Annotated in this window: 26 protein-coding genes; 18 read left to right on the forward strand and 8 right to left on the reverse strand. The window is 63.3% G+C overall.

The features are described 5' to 3' along the window. Positions 1 to 18 precede the first annotated feature (18 nt). On the reverse strand, positions 19 to 1,689 hold the full coding sequence (locus ACAM57_RS20810) for an efflux RND transporter periplasmic adaptor subunit (RefSeq protein ID WP_369658743.1): 1,671 nt from the start codon (positions 1,687 to 1,689) through the stop codon (positions 19 to 21). A 310-nt stretch (positions 1,690 to 1,999) separates the two neighbouring features. Between ACAM57_RS20810 and ACAM57_RS20815 the strand changes: the two genes are divergently transcribed. From ACAM57_RS20815 to ACAM57_RS20835, 5 genes are read left to right on the forward strand one after another with little or no spacing between them, the layout of a single operon-like run. Further along, positions 2,000 to 2,521 (forward strand): DUF6622 family protein, encoded by a 522-nt coding sequence (locus ACAM57_RS20815; RefSeq protein ID WP_369658744.1) that lies wholly within the window; start codon positions 2,000 to 2,002, stop codon positions 2,519 to 2,521. A 39-nt stretch (positions 2,522 to 2,560) separates the two neighbouring features. Continuing rightward, complete coding sequence (locus ACAM57_RS20820; RefSeq protein WP_126024219.1) at positions 2,561 to 3,514, forward strand: sterol desaturase family protein; 954 nt, start codon at positions 2,561 to 2,563, stop codon at positions 3,512 to 3,514. Continuing rightward, the gene (locus tag ACAM57_RS20825; RefSeq protein ID WP_184636322.1) at positions 3,511 to 3,813 is read left to right on the forward strand and encodes a 2TM domain-containing protein; all 303 of its coding nucleotides are present in this window, start codon (positions 3,511 to 3,513) and stop codon (positions 3,811 to 3,813) included. Before ACAM57_RS20820 ends, ACAM57_RS20825 begins: the two co-directional genes overlap by 4 nt. Then, positions 3,810 to 4,880 carry a sensor histidine kinase gene (locus ACAM57_RS20830; RefSeq protein WP_369658745.1) on the forward strand — a complete coding sequence of 357 codons (1,071 nt, stop codon included), beginning with the start codon at positions 3,810 to 3,812 and terminating at the stop codon, positions 4,878 to 4,880. Before ACAM57_RS20825 ends, ACAM57_RS20830 begins: the two co-directional genes overlap by 4 nt. Before the next feature lie 24 nt (positions 4,881 to 4,904). Further along, the gene (locus tag ACAM57_RS20835; protein WP_126024216.1) at positions 4,905 to 5,744 is read left to right on the forward strand and encodes a LytTR family DNA-binding domain-containing protein; all 840 of its coding nucleotides are present in this window, start codon (positions 4,905 to 4,907) and stop codon (positions 5,742 to 5,744) included. 82 nt (positions 5,745 to 5,826) lie between these two features. Here ACAM57_RS20835 and ACAM57_RS20840 read toward each other — a convergent pair whose 3' ends face one another. Further along, positions 5,827 to 6,168 (reverse strand): hypothetical protein, encoded by a 342-nt coding sequence (locus tag ACAM57_RS20840; RefSeq protein WP_126024215.1) that lies wholly within the window; start codon positions 6,166 to 6,168, stop codon positions 5,827 to 5,829. Positions 6,169 to 6,316: 148 nt separating this feature from the next. On the opposite strand from ACAM57_RS20840, the gene ACAM57_RS20845 reads away from it, so the two are divergent. The 4 genes from ACAM57_RS20845 to ACAM57_RS20860 are packed head-to-tail and all read left to right on the forward strand — an operon-like array spanning position 6,317 to position 10,217. Continuing rightward, positions 6,317 to 8,134: a glutamine--tRNA ligase/YqeY domain fusion protein gene (locus ACAM57_RS20845; protein ID WP_369658746.1), complete on the forward strand. Its 1,818-nt coding sequence runs from the start codon at positions 6,317 to 6,319 to the stop codon at positions 8,132 to 8,134. 46 nt (positions 8,135 to 8,180) lie between these two features. Next, positions 8,181 to 8,768 carry a DGQHR domain-containing protein gene (locus tag ACAM57_RS20850; protein ID WP_369658747.1) on the forward strand — a complete coding sequence of 196 codons (588 nt, stop codon included), beginning with the start codon at positions 8,181 to 8,183 and terminating at the stop codon, positions 8,766 to 8,768. Then, entirely contained in the window at positions 8,758 to 9,174 is a 417-nt protein-coding gene (locus ACAM57_RS20855; RefSeq protein WP_369658748.1) for a hypothetical protein, read from the forward strand. The genes ACAM57_RS20850 and ACAM57_RS20855 overlap by 11 nt, the downstream gene beginning before the upstream one ends. A gap of 8 nt (positions 9,175 to 9,182) precedes the next feature. After that, complete coding sequence (locus ACAM57_RS20860; protein WP_369658749.1) at positions 9,183 to 10,217, forward strand: hypothetical protein; 1,035 nt, start codon at positions 9,183 to 9,185, stop codon at positions 10,215 to 10,217. Between the two features lie 87 nt (positions 10,218 to 10,304). Here the strand turns inward: ACAM57_RS20860 and ACAM57_RS20865 are convergent, their stop codons facing one another. Beyond that, positions 10,305 to 10,601: a hypothetical protein gene (locus tag ACAM57_RS20865; protein ID WP_369658750.1), complete on the reverse strand. Its 297-nt coding sequence runs from the start codon at positions 10,599 to 10,601 to the stop codon at positions 10,305 to 10,307. Between the two features lie 104 nt (positions 10,602 to 10,705). Here ACAM57_RS20865 and ACAM57_RS20870 point away from each other — a divergent pair, with 104 nt between their 5' ends. From ACAM57_RS20870 to ACAM57_RS20905, 8 genes are all read left to right on the forward strand, one after another. Next, on the forward strand, positions 10,706 to 11,287 hold the full coding sequence (locus ACAM57_RS20870) for a pseudouridine synthase (protein ID WP_369658751.1): 582 nt from the start codon (positions 10,706 to 10,708) through the stop codon (positions 11,285 to 11,287). A 37-nt stretch (positions 11,288 to 11,324) separates the two neighbouring features. Then, positions 11,325 to 12,233, forward strand: coding sequence for a peptidoglycan DD-metalloendopeptidase family protein (locus ACAM57_RS20875; RefSeq protein ID WP_369658752.1), 909 nt, complete (start codon positions 11,325 to 11,327; stop codon positions 12,231 to 12,233). 142 nt (positions 12,234 to 12,375) lie between these two features. Then, a complete protein-coding gene (locus tag ACAM57_RS20880) occupies positions 12,376 to 13,260 on the forward strand; it encodes a restriction endonuclease (protein ID WP_369658753.1) in 885 nt (294 codons plus the stop codon). Between the two features lie 14 nt (positions 13,261 to 13,274). After that, positions 13,275 to 13,598: a hypothetical protein gene (locus ACAM57_RS20885; RefSeq protein WP_369658754.1), complete on the forward strand. Its 324-nt coding sequence runs from the start codon at positions 13,275 to 13,277 to the stop codon at positions 13,596 to 13,598. Positions 13,599 to 13,751: 153 nt separating this feature from the next. Beyond that, positions 13,752 to 14,075, forward strand: a complete 324-nt coding sequence (locus ACAM57_RS20890) for a M23 family metallopeptidase (protein ID WP_369658755.1) — start codon at positions 13,752 to 13,754, stop codon at positions 14,073 to 14,075. Positions 14,076 to 14,329: 254 nt separating this feature from the next. After that, positions 14,330 to 16,183 (forward strand): AAA family ATPase, encoded by a 1,854-nt coding sequence (locus tag ACAM57_RS20895; protein ID WP_369658756.1) that lies wholly within the window; start codon positions 14,330 to 14,332, stop codon positions 16,181 to 16,183. Between the two features lie 369 nt (positions 16,184 to 16,552). Continuing rightward, complete coding sequence (locus ACAM57_RS20900; RefSeq protein ID WP_369658757.1) at positions 16,553 to 16,843, forward strand: nucleotidyltransferase family protein; 291 nt, start codon at positions 16,553 to 16,555, stop codon at positions 16,841 to 16,843. Positions 16,844 to 16,863: 20 nt separating this feature from the next. Then, complete coding sequence (locus ACAM57_RS20905; RefSeq protein ID WP_369658758.1) at positions 16,864 to 17,196, forward strand: DUF86 domain-containing protein; 333 nt, start codon at positions 16,864 to 16,866, stop codon at positions 17,194 to 17,196. Positions 17,197 to 17,235: 39 nt separating this feature from the next. Here ACAM57_RS20905 and ACAM57_RS20910 read toward each other — a convergent pair whose 3' ends face one another. The 4 genes from ACAM57_RS20910 to ACAM57_RS20925 all read right to left on the reverse strand — a co-directional run bounded on the left by ACAM57_RS20910 (position 17,236) and on the right by ACAM57_RS20925 (position 21,629). Next, positions 17,236 to 18,171 (reverse strand): succinylglutamate desuccinylase/aspartoacylase family protein, encoded by a 936-nt coding sequence (locus ACAM57_RS20910; RefSeq protein WP_369658759.1) that lies wholly within the window; start codon positions 18,169 to 18,171, stop codon positions 17,236 to 17,238. 111 nt (positions 18,172 to 18,282) lie between these two features. After that, positions 18,283 to 19,260 (reverse strand): MBL fold metallo-hydrolase, encoded by a 978-nt coding sequence (locus ACAM57_RS20915; RefSeq protein ID WP_369658760.1) that lies wholly within the window; start codon positions 19,258 to 19,260, stop codon positions 18,283 to 18,285. A gap of 63 nt (positions 19,261 to 19,323) precedes the next feature. After that, complete coding sequence (locus tag ACAM57_RS20920; protein ID WP_019654985.1) at positions 19,324 to 20,526, reverse strand: ammonium transporter; 1,203 nt, start codon at positions 20,524 to 20,526, stop codon at positions 19,324 to 19,326. Between the two features lie 152 nt (positions 20,527 to 20,678). Next, positions 20,679 to 21,629, reverse strand: a complete 951-nt coding sequence (locus ACAM57_RS20925) for a LytTR family DNA-binding domain-containing protein (protein WP_369658761.1) — start codon at positions 21,627 to 21,629, stop codon at positions 20,679 to 20,681. Positions 21,630 to 21,795: 166 nt separating this feature from the next. Here ACAM57_RS20925 and ACAM57_RS20930 point away from each other — a divergent pair, with 166 nt between their 5' ends. Beyond that, on the forward strand, positions 21,796 to 23,043 hold the full coding sequence (locus ACAM57_RS20930) for an acyltransferase (protein ID WP_369658762.1): 1,248 nt from the start codon (positions 21,796 to 21,798) through the stop codon (positions 23,041 to 23,043). On the opposite strand, the gene ACAM57_RS20935 is transcribed toward ACAM57_RS20930, so the two are convergent. Further along, positions 22,955 to 23,401, reverse strand: coding sequence for a PaaI family thioesterase (locus tag ACAM57_RS20935; protein WP_369658763.1), 447 nt, complete (start codon positions 23,399 to 23,401; stop codon positions 22,955 to 22,957). The genes ACAM57_RS20930 and ACAM57_RS20935 overlap by 89 nt on opposite strands. Positions 23,402 to 23,620 lie beyond the last annotated feature (219 nt).

Genomic DNA, 23,620 nt, shown 5'->3' on the forward strand with positions numbered 1-23,620 from the left:
TACTGCAAGGACCGCTCGTCATTGGTTGCCGCGCCTGCCCTGCGCGCCTTCGCCGCCGCGGCCTTCGGACATGCGCTGCCAGCGTTCCAGCGCGGCCGGGTCGCCGCGGTCCAGCGCCTCGAGGAAACGCTTGCGGCGTTCGAGCTGCTCGGGGTTGTCCTTGGCGGAGTCGAGCATGCGCTGGCGCTGCTCGGCGGTAGGGAGCTTGGCGGGGGTTGCAGGGGCAGCAGGGGCCGATTCGGCCGAGGGCGCCGGGGATGCGGCCGGGGCTGCAGGGGCTGCGGGGGCTGCAGGGGCTGTGGGGGCAGCAGCAGCCGGAGCGGCTTCACCGCCCCTGGGCGCACCGGGCCCGCCGGTACCTGCGCCACCACCCTGGCGGCGGCCGCGATGCGTACCGCCTGCCGGCGCCGACGCCGCGCCGGCCGGACGGTCGGCCTGGGTCTGCACCCGCGCGCCGTCCTTCAGCCGGTCGCCGCCTTCGGTCACGACCTGCTCGCCGGCCTTCAGGCCCGACATGATCGCGACGTTGTCCACGCTCGATTCGCCGCGCGTCACCGGCCGCTGCGACACGGTGCTGTCCTCGTTCAGCACGTACACGTAGTCGCCGTTGGGGCCGTGGCGCAGCGCGGTGACGGGCACCACCACGGCGCTGCTCACGGTGCGCAGCAGCAGCCGCAGGTTGACGAACTGGTTCGGGAACAGCGCGTTGTCGGCGTTGGTGAAGCGGGCCTTGGCTTTGACGGTGCCGGTGGCGGTGTCGACCAGGTTGTCCAGCGTGGAGAAAGTGCCGTTCGCCAGCCGGCGCGTGCGGGTGCGGTCGAAGGCGGTGGCGTCGAGCTTGGCGCCCTGGGCCAGGCGCTCCTGCACCTCGGGCACGCGGTCCTGCGGGATGGCGAACTCGACGTCGATCGGCGCGATCTGAGTGATGGTGGCGACGCCGTTGGTGGTGCCGGTGGAGATGTAATTGCCCGCGTCCACCGGCCGCAGGCCGATGCGCCCGCTCACCGGCGCGGTGATGCGGCTCCAGGCGAGATTGAGCTTGGCGGTGTTCTCGTTGGCGCGGTCGATGGCCACCGTGCCTTCGAGCTGCTTGACCAGCGCGGCCTGGGTGTCCACGTCCTGCCGGGCGATCGAGTCCTGGCCCAGCAGGGTCTGGTAGCGCTGCAGCGTGACGCGCGCCGCCGCGAGCTGCGCCTCGTCGCGCTGGCGTGCGCCGGTGGCCTGGCCGAGCGCGTTCTGGAACGGCTGCGGATCGATGGTGGCGAGCACGTCGCCCTTCTTGACCATCTGCCCTTCCTGGAAGAGCACCGCCGTGAGCACGCCCGACACCTGCGGCTGGACGATCACGTTGGCCAGCGGCGTGACGGTGCCCAGCGCCTCGAGCTGCACGGGGATGTCGGCCTGCCGGGCGGTCGCGATGCCGACCGTGCTGGAGGCCGCGCCGCCGCCGCCACCACGCCCCCCCGGCCCGCCCGGGCCTCCGGGACCGCCCTGCCGCCCGGCGCCGGGGCCCGCACCAGGGCCGGCAACCGGCATCTTCGAGCGCTGGACCAGATACCAGGCGCCGCCGCCCAGCACCGCCAGCAGCAGCAGGGCCAGCAGGCTGCCCATCCAACGGCGTCTGCGTACCGTCGGATGCGTGGGAGACACGGTGGAAGGCAGAGGCTCGATTGGTTTTTCTTGTTCCATGGACGGTGCGTGCGAAAGGTGCAGAGGTGCGGACCAGCGTAGTACAGCGCGGATGGTAGTCCGGCTCTTTGCTGGGCCGTAAAGCGGCGGTAAAGCTGGCTGGCGCCCCGTCGGAGCCTCCTCGAAGCCTCCCCGAATTGCCGCGAAACCCCGCAATTCGCGCCGCCCGGCTGCAATTGGCGCCGCCTGCGCGCATTCCGTCGCACGGCGATGGCGGGCATGGGGGGCCGCCGGCACAGTCCACCCCATCGATTCCCTTGCGCCGCCTTTTCAGCTTTTCTTCACCTTTCACCTTCAACGGAGTGCCGCCATGCTGATGCAGATCATCCTTCACACGCCCAAGTGGGTGTTCGCCGTCTTCTTCCTGCTGCTGTGGCTCGGCGCCCGGCAACTGCTGGCCAACCAGGTGAGCCTGACCCGCGTCACGCTGATGCCCGTCGCCATGGGCGGCCTGTCGCTGTACGGCGTGGCCTCGGTCTTCGGCGACTCCTTCGGCGCCCTGCTGGGCTGGGCCGCCGCCGCCGCCGTGATGGCCGCCCTGGTGCTGCGGCGCCCGCTGCACGCCGCCACCCGCTACGACGCGGCCACCCGCCAGTTCGACGTGGCCGGCAGCCCGGTGCCGCTGATGCTCATGATGGGCATCTTCCTGACCAAGTACGTGGTCGGCGCAGCCCTGGCCATGCACCCCGAGCTGCGCCACCAGCCCACCCTCGCACTCGTGGTGCCCGTGCTGTACGGCGCGTTCACCGGTGTGTTCGCGGCCCGCGCCGCGCGCCTGTGGAAGCTGGCCATCCGCACTGACGCTATGGCTGCCGCCGCCCGCGCCGCCTAATATTCCCGGGCCACCACTTCCAGAAGAAGAAACGCCGCCATGAACGCGCTCCTGCTGATCCTCAAGGTTTCCGTCACGGTGGTGCTCGTCGCCTCCATCGCCGAGGCCCTGGTGCTTTCGTGGCGCAACGGCTGGCGCAGCTACGACTGGAAAGCCGCCGGCGTCTCGGTGTTCGACTTCCTGGTGCGCGAATACCCCCTGCGCTGGCTGCTGCCCCTGGCCTTCTGGACCGGCGCGATGGACTGGTTCTACGCCCACCGCCTCTTCACCCTGCCGATGGACCACTGGACCGGCTGGGCGGCCTGCTTCATCGGCCAGGAGTTCTGCTACTACTGGTACCACCGCGCCGCGCACCGCGTGCGGTGGTTCTGGTGCACCCATGCCATCCACCATTCGCCGAACCAGCTGAACCTGTCGGCCGCCTACCGCTTCGGCTGGACCGGCCGCCTCACCGGCACCCTCGCCTTCTTCATGCTGGCGCCGCTGCTGGGCATGCCGCCGCGGGTGATCCTGCTGATGCTCACGCTGAACCTGCTGTACCAGTTCTGGATCCACGCGACCTGGATCCCGCGCCTGGGCCCTCTCGAATGGGTGCTCAACACCCCCTCGGCCCACCGCGTGCACCATGCCTCGAACCTGGAATACCTGGACGGCAACTACGGCGGCGTGCTGATCGTGTTCGACCGCCTGTTCGGCACCTACATCCCCGAGCGCGCCGACGTGCCCTGCCGCTACGGCCTCGTCAACCCGGTCACCACGCACAACATCCTGGAGATCGAGTTCGGCCAGTGGCGCGCGCTCTTTCGCGACCTCGCCTCGGCCCGCTCGGTGCGCGCCTTCGTCGGCTACCTCGTGAAGCCGCCCGGCTGGAAGCCCGAGGGCCCAGGCGACACCACCGAGGAGCTGCGCCAGCGCGCGGCCCTGCAGGCGGCGCCGCAGCCTGCCGTGGCGACCACCGATTTCATTCCTGTCCAATACAAGGAGCTGTCATGACTTCCTACGCATCGTCCTCCGATTCCTCCCGCTGCGACGTCGAGCGCCTCGCCCGCCGCCGCGCCGGCGCCAAGATGGGCTGGTACATCCACGCCTTCGTCTATGTGCTGGTCAACCTGGGGCTGGTCACCATCTCGGCCGCCAACGGTCGCAGCTGGGCGATGTATCCGCTCATGGGCTGGGGGCTGGGGCTCCTGATCCATGGGGCGGTGGTCTGGTTCATCGCACCGGGCGGCGGCTTCTACGACCGGCTGGTCGAACGCGAGCGCCGCGCGCTGGGGGGCCAGGACCGCGGATGAATTCCACGACGCCGCTGCACCGCTTCCGCGCGGAAAACATCCGGGACATGCTGCGGCATGGCCTGATCACCGCCGTCTTCTGCTGCCTCATCGCCATCGCGATGACCATCACGGGGGGCGAGAACTGGGCCGGCCATCTGGTCTATTCGCTGGCCATCGGGATGATCAGCTGGCTGTTCATCGACACAGGGCGGCTCCTGCTCAGCGGGGCCAGTGAAACCCACTGGCCGAACTGGCCCTGGGGCTTCATGCTGATCGCGCTGGGCGTGGCCGTCGGTTTCTTCGTGGGCAATCTCATCGGCGACGCCGTGTTCGGCGCGCCCCGGTACGACTTCCTCGACTTCAAGGGCCACAAGCTGGCGACCGGCGTCACGATCACCATCATCGCGACCGTCGGCATGTGCTTCTTCTTCTACAGCCTCGGCAAGAGCAAGCACATGCAGAGCCAGATCGAGCTGGCGCAGCGCAATGCCACCGAGGCACGGCTGAAGCTGCTGGAGACGCAGCTGGAGCCGCACATGCTCTTCAACACGCTGGCCAACCTGCGCGTGCTGATCACCGTCGACCCGCCCCGCGCCGTGGCCATGCTCGACCGCCTCAACAGCTACCTGCGCATGACGCTCAGCGGCTCGCGCGCGCTCTCGCATCCGCTGGCGGCCGAGTTCGAGCGGCTGGGCGACTACCTGGAGCTGATGTCGGTGCGCATGGGCGACCGGCTGCGCTACACGCTCGACCTGCCGCAGGATCTGCGCGACGCGCCGGTGCCGCCGCTGCTGCTGCAGCCGCTGGTGGAGAACAGCATCCGCCACGGGCTGGAGCCGAAGGTGGAAGGCGGCGAGATCGTCGTGCGTGCGCGCCGGCAAGAAGAAGGCGGCCTGCTGGTGATCGAGGTGAGCGACACCGGCGTGGGCCTCGGCGCGGCACCGCCGTCGCAGGGCAGCGGCTTCGGGCTGGAGCAGGTGCGCGAGCGGCTGGCCACGGTGTACGGCGAGCGCGGCGGCATGAGCCTGGCGCCCTCGCCTTCGGGCGGCACCCTCGCCACGCTGAGCTTTCCGGCACCCGCCTGAATGCAACACGAAAACAACGACAAGATGACCACTGCATCCCCCACCGCCCTCATCGCCGAGGACGAGCCCCTTCTGGCCCAGGCCCTCAAGGCCGAACTGGCCGCGGCATGGCCCGAACTGCAGATCGTCGCCACCGCGGGCGACGGCCGCAGCGCCGTGCGCGAGGCGTTGCGCTTGCTGCCGCAGGTGCTTTTCTTCGACATCCGCATGCCCGGGCTCGATGGCCTGGGCGCCGCCGCCGAACTGGCCGACTGCTGGCCCGCCGACGAAGCACCCATGCCCCAGCTGGTGTTCGTGACGGCCTACGACGAATACGCCGCCCGCGCCTTCGAGGCGCAGGCCATCGACTACGTGCTCAAGCCGGTGCAGCCCGACCGCCTGCGCAAGACCGTGGGCCGCCTGCAACAGGCGCTGGCCGCGCGGCAGCCGGCGGCCACGCCCGCGCTGGCGGATGCGGCGCTGGAACAGACGCTCGCCCAATGGCGCCAGGTGCTGGGCGCCGCCGGCGCAGGAGTCGCCACGGCTACACCCGCCCCGCTGCGCATGATCGCCGCCAGCGACGCCGGCGGCAGCACCGTGCGCATGGTGCCCATCGACGAAGTGCTTTATTTCGAGGCGGCCGACAAATACCTGCGCGTGCTGACCGCCACGCACGAATACCTGATCCGCACGCCGCTGAAGCAGCTGCTGCCCCAGCTCGACGCCGACACCTTCTGGCAGGTGCACCGGGCGGTGGTGGTGCGCAGTTCGGCCATCGAGTCGGTGCACCGCGACGAGGCCGGCAAGCTGCACCTGATGCTGCGCGGGCGGGCCGAGAAGATTCCGGTCAGCCGGCTCTACGCCCATCTTTTTCGCGCGATGTGAAATCGGCCGGGCGAGCGCCCAAAGAAAAAGCCGGCCCTTTCGGGGCCGGCTTTTTTCATTCAGTCACGATTGCCGTGGCTTTTTAGCGCCAGTGGCCATGGCCGCGGTAGTAGCCGCGACCGTAGTAGCGCGGGCCGTAATAGGCCGGCGGGCCGTAGTAAACGGGGGCCGGACGGTAGTAGACCGGCGGCGGGCGGTAGTAAACCGGGGGCGGCGGCGCGTAGTAGACGGGGGCCGGCGGCACGTAGACCGGGGCCGGGTAGTAGGCCGGGCTGCCAACGCCCACGGCCACGCCGGGGACGCCGACGCCGATCGACCAGCTCACGTCGCTGCGGGCGCTGGCCGAGGTGGCGGCAAACAATGCACCGGCTGCCACGACGCCCGCGGCGGCCCACTTGAAAAAGGTTGAACGTGTGAAGCTCATGATCCTGCTCTCCTTGTTTGGCTGGACAGTCCGGACCCGGACCGCCCATGTGGTGTATTGAACGCGGCAAATGCAAACGGGGTGCACCGGCCAATGTGAAGAACGTTGCCAAAGGTAACCCATAGGGGGTGCCCCCTAAAATGCCGCGATGACCTCCCCGACCGACAAAAGCGGCACCAAGACGACAGCTGCACCAAGCAATTTCCTGCGCCATGTGATCGAGAACGACCTCGCGCAGGGTGCCTATTCTGGCCGCAAGTGGGGCGGATCGCCCGGCAACGCCGCTCATCACGCGCAGGGCATGGCCGATCCGGCCAAGGTGCGCATGCGTTTTCCGCCCGAGCCCAACGGCTACCTGCACATCGGCCACGCCAAGAGCATCTGGCTTAACTTCGAGCTGGCCAAGGAATACGGCGGCGTGAGCCACCTGCGCTTCGACGACACCAACCCCGAGAAGGAAGACCAGGAATACGTCGATTCCATCCGCGACGCGGTGAAGTGGCTGGGCTACGAAACCTACCTGGCCGACCGCCCCAGCGCCCCCGGCACCCTGCAGCCGCACGAGTACTTTGCGAGCGACTACTTCGACTTCATGTACGAGGCCGCCGAATACCTGATCGGCGCCGACCTCGCCTACGTGGACGAGCAGACCGCCGAGGAGGTGCGCGCGAACCGCGGCGACTTCAACACGCCCGGCACCGACAGCCCCTTCCGCACCCGCACGCCCGAGGAGAACCTCGCGCGCTTCCGCGCCATGCGCGACGGCCAGGTGGCCGACGGCGCCGCCATCCTGCGCGCGAAGATCGACATGGCCAGCACCAACATCAACATGCGCGACCCCGCGCTGTACCGCGTGCGCCGTGCCCATCACCACAACACCGGCGACAAGTGGTGCATCTACCCGATGTACACCTACGCGCACCCCATCGAGGACGCGCTGGAGCAGATCACCCACAGCATCTGCACGCTGGAATTCGAAGACCAGCGCCCCTTCTACGACTGGCTGCTCGACCGCCTCGCCGAGGGAGGCCTCGTCGCCAGCCCGCACCCGCGCCAATACGAGTTCGCTCGCCTGAACGTGACCCACGTGCTCACCAGCAAGCGCAAGCTGCGCCAGTTGGTCGAGGAGAAGTACGTCGACGGCTGGGACGACCCGCGCATGCCCACCATCGCCGGCCTGCGCCGCCGCGGCTACACGCCCGAGGCGCTGCGCCTGTTCTGCGAACGCAGCGGTACCACCAAGTCGGGCGGCTGGATCGACTACGCCAGCCTCGAGGCCGCGCTGCGCGACACCCTCGACCCCGTCGCCCCGCGCGCCATGGCCGTGCTCGACCCGGTCAAGCTGGTCATCACCAACTGGGGCGAACTGATGGGCGGTGACGATGCGCTCGACAACTGCTCGGCCCCGGTGCACCCGCACCACCCCGAGATGGGCCAGCGCGAGTTCAAGCTCGGCCGCGAAGTCTGGATCGAGCGCACCGACTATGAAGAAGTGCAGCCCAAGGGCTTCTTCCGCCTCTTCCCCGGCAACAAGGTGCGGCTGAAGTACGGCCACGTCATCGAATGCACCGGCGGCACCAAGGACGCCAGCGGCAGGTTCGTCGAGGTGCAGGCCACGCTGGTGCCCGACACCAAGAGCGGCACCCCCGGCGCCGACGCGATCAAGGTGAAGGGCAACATCACCTGGGTGGCCGCCGCCGACGCGGTGCAGGCCGAAGTCCGGCTCTACGAGCGCCTGTTTGCTGAAGCCCACCCGGGCAGCGGCGAACTGCTCGAAGAGCTGAACAAGAACAGCCTGGAAGTGTGTTCGGCCTTCGTCGAGCCCTCGCTCGCCAAGGCCGAGCCGGGCGTCGGCATCCAGTTCGAACGGCACGGCTACTTCGTGCTCGACGCGAAGGCCAGCGCCGCCGCCGGCAAGCCGGTGTTCAACCGCGCGGCCGGGATGCGGGACAGCTGGGGCAAGTAGCCAAGCGCAAATTTAGTTTTGAAACGAACCAAAAGTTGAGAAAGAAATGGCCACTCAAAAAAAAGCAAAAGCAGTAAGCTATCCGTGCCTCATGATGATGCAAAACAATCATCGCTTCTTCTTAACCAGCATTCCCGTTTCCGATCTCTTTTCATTTTGCTTTGTCTCCAACAGAAGCGAAGACAACATCCAAGGGTTTCAACGCCAGCTCAGCAAATCGCGCGCAGACGATATTGCAGCGTATTTAAACAAAGGCACAGGATCAATTCCAACAAATGTCGTAGTCTCTGCACAGTCACAAGCAAACCTAAAATACAACTCAAAAAGCAAAACAATTGGCTTTGATCGAATTGATAAAGCCTTTCTCGTTCTGGATGGACAGCATCGACTGTGGGGCTACGATATTTGCCGAAGCAAGTACAGCAAAGACCATCGAGTCCCGGTTTCGATTTACGAAAAACTAGGCAGAGCGGAAGAGGCAAAACTCTTTATTGACATAAATACAAAACAAGTTGGCGTACCGGCCGCCTCTCTTGCTAGACATTCAACATCTCGCAGAAATGGAATCAAGTCGAGATGCAATATTAAGAGATTTGTTCGACGGCGTAAGAAAAACACCATCCTTGCAAATTAGCAGCCTGATGAGCCCTGCAAAATCAGTTGCAGGGAAAATATCAAGAGTCACATTCAATCGAGCCATTGGGCAGGCCCTGGATTCATCTGTCCTACAGGGCTTAGATGCAAAAAAGCGACTCTCTCTTCTCGTCAACTATATCCAAGCATTTGAAAGCACTTTAGACGACATAACGCTATTGACGCGCAGTGCGTTTTTGGAAGCAATTTTCGATGTTTTCGAACAAGCTGTTCGACAAAGTCTTTTAAGTTATAAAGATGCAAAAGCCACAAGCATCGCAAAAGTCATTCAACCTATTTCAAAATACTCTTACTCTCCCTCAGCGCTACGCTCGGTGGGGCAAGTTAAAAAGACAGTCAGAGCGGCTCTTGCGGGTTCCGTGACTATCGCAGCAAATATGCTTTAAAGCATCTTGTGGCAGACTCAGCTACACCAGTAACAAGGTACCTACTGCAATCACTAATTGCAGTAATCCCTCCATTCACTACCTTGGAGCCCTATAGAGATTCCAATTTAAATAATTGGCGAAAAACTGGCTCCTATCATTTACTTAATTCCAGCAAAAATAGCATTACTCTTGCCGCAAGTAATCCAAGAGAATATGCCGCCGCACTATTCGCAGATGCCCAACATTTAATGAATCATGTGGCAGAGCATCGTGCTCATTTAATAAACTCTGTCAGTACAGGCAACGAACCTAGTCCAACATGGACTTTTGTCACAATCTACTACATGGCGCTATTTGCAGCGATGGCATGGACTAGAGCGGCCAATCAGTCGGTTATCTATCTAGACACTGACGCAATTAAAGAATTTTGCGGAGGATCGTCAATTAAACCAGGCGGCGGAGCTTTTGTATTGACTGCCGAAGAGAATTCAAATAGTGGTCAATTTGAAATTCACATCGTGAAATACAAAAGCCATTTCCATGAAGCCGTCTGGGCAAAAAGCATGGATGAGGCAAACAGCGCATACAACTGGATATCAGCTGCAACATCTAGTCGTGCGGCCTCTAGTGAGGAATTGCTTCACATGCGGGCTCTCAACTTATTTCGAAAAACAAGATTCAAATCCGGCAGTGCGTGGCCGAGCCAGCTACGAAATGCCCTCAACTATCGACCTGGGCATGGATATCGCAGCATCCTAAAAAACAATCACTTAAAAATTGGATCCAGGTTAAAAAAAAGTAGTTTTCCCCACCTATCCGACCTGATCACCTACGGCGAACGTGCGCTTAATAATTTCGGAACAAACAAAGATCCGACAGAGGTTAGCAACGACGCCATTGATTTACTTGTTACATATGGCATGATTTTCGAGAAATATACCGAACAAGCTCTAGATGAAATATGCAAAATCCAAAATATATCGTCTTCCGCAAAATCTCAAAGAGCAAAATTCAATAAAGCAAACTGCCAAGATCCAGAAACAATTCTAAAGAGATTTTGACCTAGAATTGTCTTTTACATTAAATAAATCAATATCCAAACGCATCTTCAGGTTGAGGTTTATACTGAAATTATTTAGCGATTCGATTCAGTTTATTCGCCTATAGACGACCCCGATCACCGCACTGTTCTCGTCCGTGGTGCACACCGCCGGGCGCCCCTGCGGCCCGACCTTCAGGTTGATCGTGTAGACGCCGTCGCGCGGCGTCGTGCCCTTGTCGGCGACGATGCTGGCCGGCGGCACCTTCAGTTCGCGCGCGGCCGCTGCCACGCAGTTCTTCACGCTGGCCTCGGGCGCGCCGCCCACCCGGATGCCCGGGCTGTTGCACGCCGCCAGCAGCAGGCCGGGCATCGCCGCGCAGGCGAGTTGGATGGAGCGTCGCATCGTCGTCGTCATACCGGATTCCCTGTGTCTCGAATGAACAGGTCGATTGGAGCCGAGCCGGCCGCCAGAGGTTGCAGGACAGACCCGGGCTATCCTGTCGGCACATGAATCGTCCGAGCCCTTCGTCCCCTCGTTCTTCGCCTGCGCCGTCCTCCTCCCGCCTGATCCGCTTCAACAAGCCTTATGGCGTGCTCAGCCAGTTCACGCCCGAGGGCCGCTGGCGCGGGCTGAAGGAATTCATCGACATCCCCGGCGTCTACGTCGCCGGCCGGCTCGACGCCGACAGCGAGGGCCTGCTGCTGCTCACCGACGACGGCAAGCTGCAGGCGCGCATCGCCGATCCGCGCTTCAAGATGGAAAAGATCTACTGGGTGCAGGTCGAAGGCAAGCCGACCGAAGCGGCGCTTGCCGCCCTGCGCAATGGCGTGCAGCTCAACGACGGCCCCACCCGCCCGGCGCGCGCCCGGCTGCTCGACCCGCCGCCCGAGGTGTGGGAACGGCAGCCGCCCATCCGCGAGCGCAAGAGCATTCCCACCGCGTGGATCGAGCTCGCGATCCGCGAGGGCCGCAACCGCCAGGTGCGGCGCATGACGGCGGCCGTGGGGCTGCCGACGCTGCGGCTGATCCGCGCCGCGATCGGCCCTCACACGCTCGAAGGCCTCGCGCCCGGAACCTGGAGCGGATAGCGTCCTCCATCCACCGACTTCCCGACCTTCTCTTCAAATGAAGCAACCGCCCTCCTCTTCCCTCACCCATCTCGCCCTCGACCGCCGCAGCGCCGTGCTCGGCACCATCGGCCTGATCGCCGCGATGCACGCCGGCGCCGCGACCAAGTCGACGGCAGCAAAGAAACAGCCCGCGGCAACACCCGGCGTATGGCCACGCGCATCGCAGGTGCCCGGCGGCGTCGCCCGCCTGTCGCTGGGCCCGTCGGCCAGGCGGCCGCAGGCATTCGCGGGCGACATCCCCCTGCTGGTGGTGGGCGACGCCATCGAATGGACCGCGCTCGTCGGCATTCCGCTCGCGACCGAGCCCGGCGAGGCAAGTGTCACCGTGCGCGCCGAAGGCAAGCCCGAACGCCAGATCGCCTACACCGTGGCCCCGAAGCAGTACCGCGAGCAGCGCCTCACCGTGGCCCCGCGCACCGTCGACCTGTCGCCCGAGGACGAAGCGCGGTACGTCAAGGAGCGCGACCACCTCACCGGCGTGATGGCCACCCTCACCGACATGCGCCCCGACTCCGCCCTGCAGATGCGCGTGCCCGTTCCAGGCCGCCGCTCCAGCTCCTTCGGCCTGCGCCGCGTGTTCAACGGCCAGTCGCGCAATCCGCACAGCGGCATGGACATCGCGGCCGGCACCGGCACGCCGGTGCTCGCCCCCCTGCCCGGCAAGGTGATCGACACGGGAGACTATTTCTTCAACGGCGGCACCGTCTGGCTCGACCACGGCGGCGGCCTGCTGACCATGTACTGCCACCTGAGCCGCATCGACGTGAAGGTCGGCGACGTGATGAAGACCGGCGAACAGCTTGCAGCCGTGGGCGCCACCGGGCGGGTGACGGGGCCGCACCTGCACTGGTCGGTGATGCTGAACCGGGCGATGGTGGATCCGGCGTTGTTCATTGCGGCCTGAGTACTCACCCTGAACGCCTGATTTCGCCCAGCTCCTAAACTCGCGCTACTCATACAAGGGGTGGGTTGGAGCAATGGCCAAACAAACAAGAGCCGAGCGACGCCGCGAGCGCGCACGGAGGGAACTGGCAGGCAAGGGATGGATGACAGCCATCATCGGTGTCATCTTCCTGGTGGGGCCGAGCTTCATGCACGGCTCCATCATCGGCACGCTCGGCCCGGCGCTTCGGCCGGCAGGATGGGCAGCTCTTGCTCTTGGCGCGGTGCTGCTGGGGTTGCACTACTTCCTCAGCCGCAGGGCGTCGCCGCCAGAACAGGAACATCCGGTGCAACAGCCATCTGCGGCCAAGCCGTCCAGGCCCGCACCATCCTCTTCTGCTGACAACGCTCGGCGAGAGCCTGTACTGGCCCCGTCAACTTCTCAATCCACCCCTTCTCCCTCAGCGTCCGAGCCGCAACGCGAACAGCAATGGAGCCCAGCAGTGCTTGCAGCCATCGAGTGGCGCCGTTTCGAAGCACTGTGCGAAGCGCTCTACGCACAAGCCGGATTCACCACGCGCAGCCAATCGCATGGGGCGGATGGCGGCGTCGACATATGGCTTCACTCCAAGCACAGCGATGTGCCGCGCATCGTTCAATGCAAGCACTGGCAGAGCAAGGCCGTGGGCGTGAAGGAGATGCGCGAGTTCTTCGGCGTGATGGCATCGCACCAACTCAAGGGCGGCACCTACGTGACGAGCTCGACCTTTTCCGCCGAAGCCCTTGCCTTTGCCAAAGACAACGGCATTCACGCGCAGGATGGCGCTGCCTTGCTCAAGCTGATTGACCAGCGCACGCCAGAGCAGCAGGCCGTCTTGCTCGCCGTGGCATATGAAGGCGAATACTGGCGGCCCACCTGCGCCAACTGCGGCACGAAGATGGTCGAGAAGAACTCATCCAGGAGCGGCGGGAGCTTCTGGGGCTGTGCCAACTATCCGAAATGCCGAGGCAGGACGATTTCAATGTCCAAGGCATCCTCGCCAGCCTGAACACGAGGTGAACGATGACCGCTCAGCCAATGTTCACCGAAGCCTGCCTCGCCACGTCGATCTGTCCCGGCAGCCGGCGAGACATCCTCGCCCTGCTCAACGAGCGCCTGCACCCTGCGCTGCAGGCCATCGTCGCGGCCGAGGTCGCCTCGGGAAATCGCATCTGCGACGCAGGCGTCGACTGGCCCGACGCCGGGTCGGTACACGTCACGCTCGACAGGCACTTCGACAACCGCGATGCCAGCGCAGAGGCCGTCTTCAGCCTCTCCGACGATCCGCACTACTGGCATGCGGACTACAGCACTGCGGAGAAGCCGCGGCATCTCCTGATCTGCTGACCTCCCGGTTTCCGATCGGTTTGTTCAGATACACCGCCTCGCACCCCATGAGCGCACGCTGGGCCGGCACGAAGATCGTGCTGTCTTCTAGGATCGCGCGAGTGACGCCCACGTCACTCTACGAGCGCAGAGCGCGACCACCTTACCGTCGCGATGGCCACCCTCACCGACATGCGCCCCGCTGCCGCGTGGCAAAAGCACGTGCCCGCCCCCGACCGCCGCCCCAGTTCCTTCGGCCTGCGCCGCATGCTTACGGCCAGTCGCGCAACCCGTACAGCGGCATGGACATCCCGGCCGGCACCGGCACGCCGGTGCTCGCCCACTGTCCAGCAAGGCGATCGATACGGGAGACAATTTCTTCAACGGACCGACTGGCTCGACCACGGCGGCGGCCTCCTGACCGTGTATTGCCACCTGAGTTGCTTCGACCTGAAGGTCGGCGACGCGATAAAGACCGGCGAAACGCTGGCTGCCTGAGGTGCGACTCGGCGGGTAACGGGCCGCACCTGCGTTGGTCGGTGATGCTGAAGCGAGCGATGTTGGAACGGCGTTGTTTCCGGCAAGTTGAGCACTCAATTTCTCGCTCACGCCTCAACACATTCGCGTTTCCCCGCATGAATAAGAGCCAAATCCTCTCGCAAAATCCCCCTAATTTTCATCAAATTTAAAGCCGAAGCCTTCATGACCAGCAAGCACTCGGCAGCAAACATCGAAACCTACAGGAGAGAGGAATGAGATTTTTAGAGTTTTACTTTGAAAATTTCAGAGGCATTGCAAGCAGTCATTTCAAACTATCAAAATCCTCAAAAAAGGCGGTTCATGTTTTAGTAGGGTTAAACGAATCAGGAAAAACAACAATCCTCGAAGGAATCAATCATTTCAGAACGAACCCCAATCTGAGAAAGAAAAATGCTGCCTCAAACTTCAAAACGGAGCAAGATTTTCAAGCAATGCTCCCAATTAGTAAGCGCTCCATTTTCAACGGGAAAATCACCATCTCAGGAAAAGTTGAACTCGAAGACGATGACATCCTTCTTATTAAGGAATTTTTAAAGGCTGAATTTGGATTCATTGAATCAAATATCACAAAAGAATTTTCGATAGAAAGTCAAATAAAATTCGAAAACTCAAAAAGAGAAAAGGTCACAAATATCTGGAATATCAAATATGCAGGTAGAAAAAGAAAAGGCTCAACTCCTTTTAAACTTTTAACGGACGAAGATTGGCTGAAGGCGACAAATTTCGTTGAAACGTTAGTGCCGAGCATCATTTATTTCCCATATGACCTTTTTGATTTCCCAGACATCATTCAATTGGAAGTTTTCGACCAAACAAAAAAGGGAGCACCGCTACCCAATAGGCAAAATTTTTACTATAAAGTCTTCGAGGACGTTTTAAGAGCCATCGACTCTCGCCTTCGGATAGAGACCCATATTCTCGCACGCACAAAAAGCTCCGATCCATCAGACAAACAAAATCTCTCGGCTCTTTTAGTAAAAATAGAATCCCATTTAAACAACGTCATCCTAAAGGAATGGAAGCGTATTTTTAAAGATTCTTCTGAGAGCAAGAAATTCAGAGTCTTCGTTCAAAATGACGCCGATGGTCTATGGAGAGTTGAGATTAAGCTAGCAGAAGGCCTAGGGCTTTACTCGCTGAATGAGCGATCAGCAGGTTTCAGATGGTTTTTTGCATTTACGATGCTAGTTCGCTATCGCACACATAGAAACGACCGATTACTTTTCTTGTTTGACGAGCCAGCTGCAAATCTACACCCGAGAGCTCAAATGCAATTACTCGAGAGTTTCAGCGAACTCTCAGAGAAATATCAATTCATTTATACAACCCACAGCCACCATCTTGTCAATCCTCTTTGGCTTGAGTCCACATACGTGGTAAAAAATGAGGCCCTTGGAGAGCTAGCGGATTTATTTGATGCAGACCCAACCGAAACCAACATCTCAATCACACCATATCGAAAATTTGTTGGCGAACACCCCGGTCAATACTTTTACTACAAGCCCATATTGGATGCATTGGAATATGGACCAAGCAAACTGAGCCTGGACACAAGATGCATTCTTGTGGAAGGAAAGACGGATTTTTATTGTCTTGAGTATTTGAATAAGCATCTATTTGCAGGGAAATTCAACATTTCCTTCTTCCCCGGCGGAGGCTCTGGATCTTTAGACCCTTTAATTTCTTTACTCTATGGATGGGGACATAATTTCCTTGTTCTCCTCGACTCCGATTCGAGCGGGAAATCCGAGCAACGGCGTTACACGGAAAAGTTTGAATTAATTGTGCGAAATCGCATTTTTACTCTGGGAGAAACCTTGTCAATCACTGACAAAGTCCGAATTGAAGAAATATTCTCAGACATCGATAAAGAGAATATTCGCGCCAGATTTTTCCCATCGGAGAGCAGTCTCACCAAGCCATTACTGCACAAGTCTATTCAAGAGCTTCTTTCCAGATCGGAGAAAATAGAATTAGATCAAGCTTCTTTGGATCGATTTGAAGAAATCCTCTCGACTCTTCATAAAAATTTAGATGGACTCGAATCTAAACCCTTGAAGAGTTGAACTCCAAAGTCTTCAACCTATTCAGAGGTTTCTAATTGGCATATCTGTTGCCCTTTGGCCGGAGCCGGTCTCTCCGTTATTCACCGGTCTCACGTCGCAGCGCCCTCGCACCGCTCAACGAGCGGCTGGACCCAGCGATGCAGGCACCGATGGCCTGACCCCGGTTCGGTACACGTCGCGCTCGACAGGCACTTCGATAACCGCCATGTCAGCGCCGAAGTCGTTTCAGCCCCTGCGACGATCCCCAATACTGGCGCGCGGACTACTACACCGTGGACAAGCCCCGGCACCTGCTGATCTGCTGACTGGCTGACCGACCAGCCTCCTGCCCTGAGGGCCCTGGAGTAGCCAAACATTACACTCGGCACCATGCGCCCCTCCGAAGCCCTGTCGCTGCATCGTGATCGCATCCGCGAGATCGCGTTGAGCCATCACGTCAGCAGTGTGCGAGTCTTCGGTTCAGCATTGCGCGGCGAGGACGAGGCCGACAGCGACCTCGATCTGCTGGTGGAGCCCACGGCGCAAACCACGCTCATGGACATCGGGGCAATCAGGCATGAGCTGAAGAGCCTTCTGGGCATGGAAGTGGACGTACTCACGCCCAACGGCCTGCCTCCCAGGTTCCGCGATCAGGTGCTGCGCGAGGCTGTGCCGGTATGAGCCGAAGAGATCCGCAACGAGTGGCGGATTACCTGGGCCACATCCTGCAGGCGATCGACAGCATCCGCGAGTACACGAGCGACGCTACAGCCGACAGTTATCTGGCCGATCGCAAGACCCAGGACGCGGTGGTGCGCAACCAGGAAGTCATCGGCGAAGCCAGCAACAACATCGTGAAGCACCACGCGGAATTCGCGGCCGCCCACACTGCTGTTCCGTGGCGCTTTGCCTACGAGATGCGCAACGCGCTTTCCCACGGCTACTTCACCATCGATCACACCCTTGTCTGGCAAACCATCCAGCACGATTTGCCTTCGCTTCGCGAGCAGGTCGTGCGGCTGTTGGAAACCTGAGCCCTTTGCCTCCCCTGGTTGGCGCAGGCACGCCGAGTATCAGATCGGCTTGGTCAGATAAACCGCCTCGCGCCCCACGATCGCACGCTGGGCAGGCATGAAGATCGTGCAGTCGTCGCACAGCGCACGGATCTCCTCCTCGCCGTTGGTCGCGATCAGCTCGCCCTTGGCGAAGGTCTCGAAGCCGATGAGCGGGCGCACGAAGGCGAAGTCGGGCGACTTGATGACGTAGGTCTGCAGCAGTTGGAAGCGCCGTTGCGGCTCTGGTGGCGGGGTGGCCGGGTCCTTGTCGACGAGGCCGAAGTGGGCGAGGAAGTCGTAGGTGACGGCGGTGGCGAGATCAGACGCGGAGCGCAGGAAGTGCTGGCCGCATTCGACCACCATCGCCACGCCCTTGCCGTCGGGGCCGCCGTGGCTGCCGTACTGGATGAGCGGCGTGCCGGAGCCCAGGCCGTCGGGCATCACGAGGTGCACCGAGGGGCGGCCGATGGCCTGCGCGACCCGGGCGTTGCGCTCGAAGCCCGGGTACACCCAGAAGGGCACGACGGGCTGGCTGGTCGAGTGGATGTCGAGGATGTGGTCGGCCGCGTCCACCACCGGGCGCAGGATGCGCGCGCGGCTCAGCTCGGGGCTGTCCTCCTTGCCGTCCAGCCATTCGGGCGACCAGATGCGGTTGAGGTTGTGCACCAGCTGCCGGCTGTCGAAGGGCAGCGACTCGTTGAAGGATTCATACGCCGCCACGTTGGCGAAGCTGACGGTGAGCGTGCCGATCTTGGGACGCACGTCGTTGTCGAGCAGGTGCGTGGCCGCCGTCATGCCGCAGATCTCGTTGCCGTGCGTGAGCGCGTTGATCAGCACGTGCGGGCCGGGCTTGCCGGACTCGAAGCGGTGCACGTAGTCGACGCCGACGTTGCCCTTGCGGTAGGCGGACAGGTCGCGGGGGAGGACTTCGAGGGCGGGGGGAGCTTGGGTCATGGGGCGATGGATGATGAAAGCGAAGCAGCCGGCCAGTTTGCTACAGGGCGCGCCTTTGCGCCCGCGGGGCGCCGCAACACCGGCCCGCGCCGCTCAACCTTCATCGCTGGCTCAGCGCACCTGCTGGTAGTCCACCGGCACCCAGGCGTAGCCCTTGCCTTCGGCCCGCACGTGGCCGAGCCCCGGGAACGGCAGGTGCGCGCTGCCGACCAGGTAGCGGCCCTTGGCCGCGTCGGCGTACGCCTTCTTGCGCTCGGCCGCTGCGGGCCTGGAGTCGACGTCGAACGAAATGGTGATCTGCGGCTGCGCGAACTGCACGGCGGCCACGTGCATCAGGTCGCCCCACAGCACCAGCTTCTGGCCCTTGGACTCGACGACATAGATGTTGTGGCCCGGTGTGTGGCCATGGGCGGGCACGGCCCTGATGCCGGGCGCCAGTTCGGTGCCGCCCTTCATGCCCTTGAACTTGCCGGCTTCCACGTAGGGGTTGAGCGAGGCCATCGCGCCCTGGAAGAAGCCCTTCATCTCGGCGGAGGCCTTCTCCAGGTTGGCCTTGTTCAGCCAGAAGTCGGCGTCTTCCTGCCCGGCGTGGATGGTGGCGTTGGGAAAGACCAGCTTGCCGTCCTGCACCAAGCCGCCGACGTGGTCGCCGTGCATGTGGGTGATGAGCACGTCGTCGACCTGGTCGGGCTGGTAGCCCGCGGCCTTGAGGTTGGCCTGCAGGTTGCCGAGCGTCGGGCCGAAGAGGCCGCCGGCGCCGGTGTCGACCAGCACCAGCTTGCTGCCTGTGTTGATGAGGTAGCCGTTCACCGATGTGGGCACGGCGTCCTTCTCGAAGCCGCGGTCGAGCAGCTTGCCGACCTGAGCCTGGGTGGTGTTGGTGAGCAGCTTCTTGGGCTCGAGGTCGAGGGTGCCGTCGAACAGCGCCGTCACCTCGAAGTCGCCGAGCATCATCCGGTAGAAGCCCGGCGCCTGGGTCTTGACCTGCGGCGCGCCGGCCTGCGCCACGGAAGAGAACGAAAGGATCAGCAGGCTGCCGGCCAGTGCGGCGACGCCTTTGCGCAGCCAGCGAGCGGGTGTCGTTGTCATGGGTCTACTCCTCGGCGGTTGTAAGGGGCGCCGAGAATAGCCCAAGCCGCTGCACCTTGCCGCTTACCAGTTGACTTCGCGCTCCGGTGTCGCCGAGATGTGGTGGATCGACAGGTCGGCGCCGTCGTATTCCTCCTCCTGCGACAGCCGCAGCCCGGCCACCGCCTTGAGCGCGCCGTACACCGCCGCGCCCGCCAGTGCGGCCCAGGCCACGCCCATCACGGTGCCGATGAGCTGCGCCCACACGTTCACGCCGCCGATGCCGCCCAGCGCCTGCGTGCCGAAGATGCCCGCCGCGATGCCGCCCCAGGTGCCGCACAGGCCGTGCAGCGGCCACACGCCGAGCACGTCGTCGATCTTCCACTTGTTCTGCGTGAGCGTGAACAGCTTGACGAAGATGCCGCCGGCCACGCCGCCCACCACCAGCGCGCCCAGCGGGTGCATCAGGTCGGAGCCGGCGCACACCGCCACCAGGCCGGCGAGCGGGCCGTTGTAGACGAAGCCCGGGTCGTTCTTGCCCATGGCCAGCGCCACCAGCGTGCCGCCGACCATCGCCATCAGCGAGTTCACGGCCACCAGGCCCGAGATCTTGTCGATGCTCTGCGCGCTCATCACGTTGAAGCCGAACCAGCCCACGCACAGCACCCACGCGCCCAGCGCCAGGAACGGGATGTTCGACGGCGGATGCGCGCTCAGCGAGCCGTCGCCGCGGTAGCGGTTGCGCCGCGCCCCCAGCAGCAGCACCGCCGGCAGCGCCAGCCAGCCGCCCACCGCATGCACCACGACGGAGCCAGCGAAGTCGTGGAACTCGTGGCCCGTCAGCGAGGCGATCCATTCCTGGATGCCGAAGTGCTTGTTCCAGGCGATGCCCTCGAAGAGCGGGTAGACGAAGCCGACGATCACCGCCGTGGCGATGAGCTGCGGCCAGAACTTGGCGCGCTCGGCGATGCCGCCCGAGATGATGGCCGGTATGGCCGCGGCGAAGGTCAGCAGGAAGAAGAACTTCACCAGTTCGTAGCCGCTCTTTGCCGACAGCTCGGTGGCGCTCACGAAGAAATGCGTGCCGTAGGCCACGCCGTAGCCCACCAGGAAATACACGATGGTCGAGACCGAGAAGTCGACCAGGATCTTCACCAGCGCATTGACCTGGTTCTTCTTGCGCACGGTGCCCAGTTCGAGAAAGGCAAAGCCGGCGTGCATGGCAAGGACCATGATGGCGCCGAGAAGGATGAACAGCGCGTCTGCGCCCTGTTTGAGTGCGTCCATTGGAGCTTCTTGCGGATTTTTGGTTTGAATTGGTGCGTCGCACCTGAATCAACCGGCGCGGCGGGCCAATGAAGCAAAAATGGTGCCTGAAATCTCTCTGATGGTGCGGAATGAACCAATACCGGGCCGGTCACGGCCCGCCGCGCACCGGATCAGGCCGCGCCGATGCCCGTGCGCAGGGCATCGCGATAGCGGCGGCTGCAGGGCACGGTGGTGCCGTCGTGCATGTGCAGCCGGGCGTCGCCGCCGTCCAGCGGCTCGATTTCCTTGATGCGCCCCAGGTTCACTGCATGGCTGCGGTGCACGCGCACGAAGAGCGCCGGGTCGAGCTGGGCCAGGAAGTCGGTCAGCGTGGAGCGCAGCAGGTAGTCGTGGCCGTTGACGTGCAGGCCGACGTAGTTGCCCTCGGCCTGGAGCCAGTCGATGTCTGTGGCGGCGATGAGGAATTCGCGGCGCAGCTTGCGCACCAGGAAGCGTTCGGGGCGGGCTGGCGGTGGCGGGGGTGCGTCGGGCACGGAGGGTTCGAATCCCTCCGGTTCTGCCAAAGCCGGAATCGGGACGGGAACCGGCGCAGTCACGCCCTCCTCCGGCGCATCCAGCACCCGCGCCTCTCCCTGCAGGCGCAGCAGGAACAGCCGGTACGCCCAGATGCCGAACACGATGCTCGCGTACACCCGCACGTCCTTCAGGTACTCGTAGCTCCACTGGCTGGCCCAGTTCCAGAAGTCGTAGCGTTCGCCCGCCATGGCGTAGACCATCGACCGCAGCCCGAACATGCCTGCCACGTGCACCACGCTGAACACCACGCTCGCCACCAGGTGCCAGGCCAGGAAGCGCAGCAGATGAGCACGCGCCAGCGGCGACAGCCGGCGCTCGACCGCCGCCAGCGCCGGCACCAGCAGCAACAGCACCAGGTGGCTCGACACCTCCCAGGTCGCGACCTCCCAGTTGGGCCGGGGCACGGCGCGCGTGCGCACGTCCATGATCGCCACCATGGTGCTGAACGCGGCCTGCAGCGTCATCAGCACGATCCAGAAAGCCACCTCCAGCGGACGGCGGAACGGCGCGTAGCGTTCGTACAGGTTCTTGCGGGGGTCTCCCATGGCCGGGATTCTCCCGAAAACGGGGCCCGGGGACGGCCTTTCGGGGCCGGATTTCGTCCCCACGGGCCACCGCTCGTCACAAAGCGGGGGCGATCCGTCCCCCGGCCGCGCCGCGCGGGGGCGGCCGGGCCGAGCATGGCGGCCTTCCCGCTTCGAGGAGCCGCCCATGACCGCCGATCCCGTTCCAGCAATTCCATTCGACCACCGCCGCCACGACATCGACGCCCTGCGCGCGCTGGCCTTCCTCTTCGTCATCCTCTATCACGTGGGCATGTACTACGTGGCCGACTGGCCCTGGCACCTCAAGAGCCCGCACGCGGCCGAATGGCTGCAATGGCCGATGCGCATCCTGAACCTGTGGCGCATGGACCTGGTCTTCCTGATCTCGGGCGTGTCGCTCGGCTTCCTGAGCCGAGGCCAGGGCACCTGGGGCCTGCTGCGCAGCCGGGGCCTGCGGCTGATGCTGCCGCTGGCCTTCGGCATGGCGGTGATCGTGCCCTACCAGGCCTACGCGCAGGGCGTGGCCAACGGGATGGTCGCGCCGGGCTTCGGCGCCTTCCTGCTGCGCTACCTGTCGATGGCCCAGCCCTGGCCGAAGCAGGCCTTCGACGGCGCGGAGTTCGGCATCACCTGGAACCACCTCTGGTACCTGCCCTATCTATTTACCTACACGGCACTGGTCGCGCTGACGCTGCCGCTGTGGAAATCCGCTGCCGGCCAGCGGCTGCGCGGCGCCTTCAATGGCCTGCGCGGCTGGAAGCTGCTGCTGTTGCCGGTGGTGCCGCTGCTGGTCTTCACGATGCTGCTGGCCTCGCGCTTTCCGGCCACGCACAACCTGGTGCGCGACTTCCACCTGCACAGCCTCTACTTCACGATGTTCCTCTACGGCTACTGGATGGGCGTGGACACCGGCGTGTGGAAGGAGCTGGAACGGCTGCGCCGCGTGTCGCTGGCGCTGGCGGTCGCGGTGATCGCCACCTTCATCGCGCTGCGCACCGGCATGAAGAGCCCGCCCCCGGGCCTGCTGATGGACACGCTGCGCATGCTCTACCTGTGGCTGGCCGTCGCGACCATCCTCGGCCACGGCCATCGCCACCTGAACCGCCCCTGGCCCTGGCTGCGCTGGGCCAACGAGTCGGTGTACCCGTGGTACGTGCTGCACCAGACGCTGATCATCGCCGGCGTGACCTTGCTGGCCCCGCTCGCGCTCGGTCCGGTCATGGAGCCCGCGCTGCTGGTGGCGCTGACGCTGCTGGGCTGCTGGCTGCTGACGGACGGGCTGATCCGCCGCACCGACCTGCTGCGGCCGCTCTTCGGGCTGAAGCTCAGGCCGCGGGCTGCGCCTTCTTCGGCGGCGCGGAAGCAGGCTCTTCGACCGGAACCAGGATTGCGTTCCCCGTCGCCACGAGCTTGAGCGAATCGGCACCCTCGCCCTGCGCATAGAGCTCGGCCGCCGCGAACACCTGCTTGCGCCCGGCCTTCACCACCCGCCCGCGCGCCACGAAGGCGCGCCCGATGGCGGGCGAGACGCAGTTCACCGAGAAATGCGACGCCAGCACGCGGCCCGCCACGGTGGCGGCCGCGTAGCCGCTCACGGTGTCGAGCATCGCGCCGATCATTCCGGCGTGCAGGAAGCCGGCGTACTGGCCCATATCCTCCTCGCGCCAGTTCATGCGCAGCTCGGCTTCGCCGTTGGCAGCGCTCGTGACTTCGAAGCCGGCCCAGCGGTTGAAGGCGGCGGTCTTGTTGATGGCCTGGATGGTGTCGAGCATGGCGGTGTGTCCTTGTCCGGGGTTGGGTGGAAAGACGATGCAACCACTCTATGAAGCACGCACCGCATCCGCCGTCGCGCGCGCGACCGGAAACGCCGTGCCGGTTGCATTGGCGACAGCGCCGCCGGCTGCATGAAGTTTTTTTGACGATGCCTTAACCCCGATCGCCGGGGCCGCCCGTATGAGCCTGGGTCATTCATCACCTTCGCTCCAGAGGCA

This window comes from Variovorax sp. V15, assembly GCF_041154425.1.
GTDB lineage: Bacteria > Pseudomonadota > Gammaproteobacteria > Burkholderiales > Burkholderiaceae_C > Variovorax > Variovorax guangxiensis.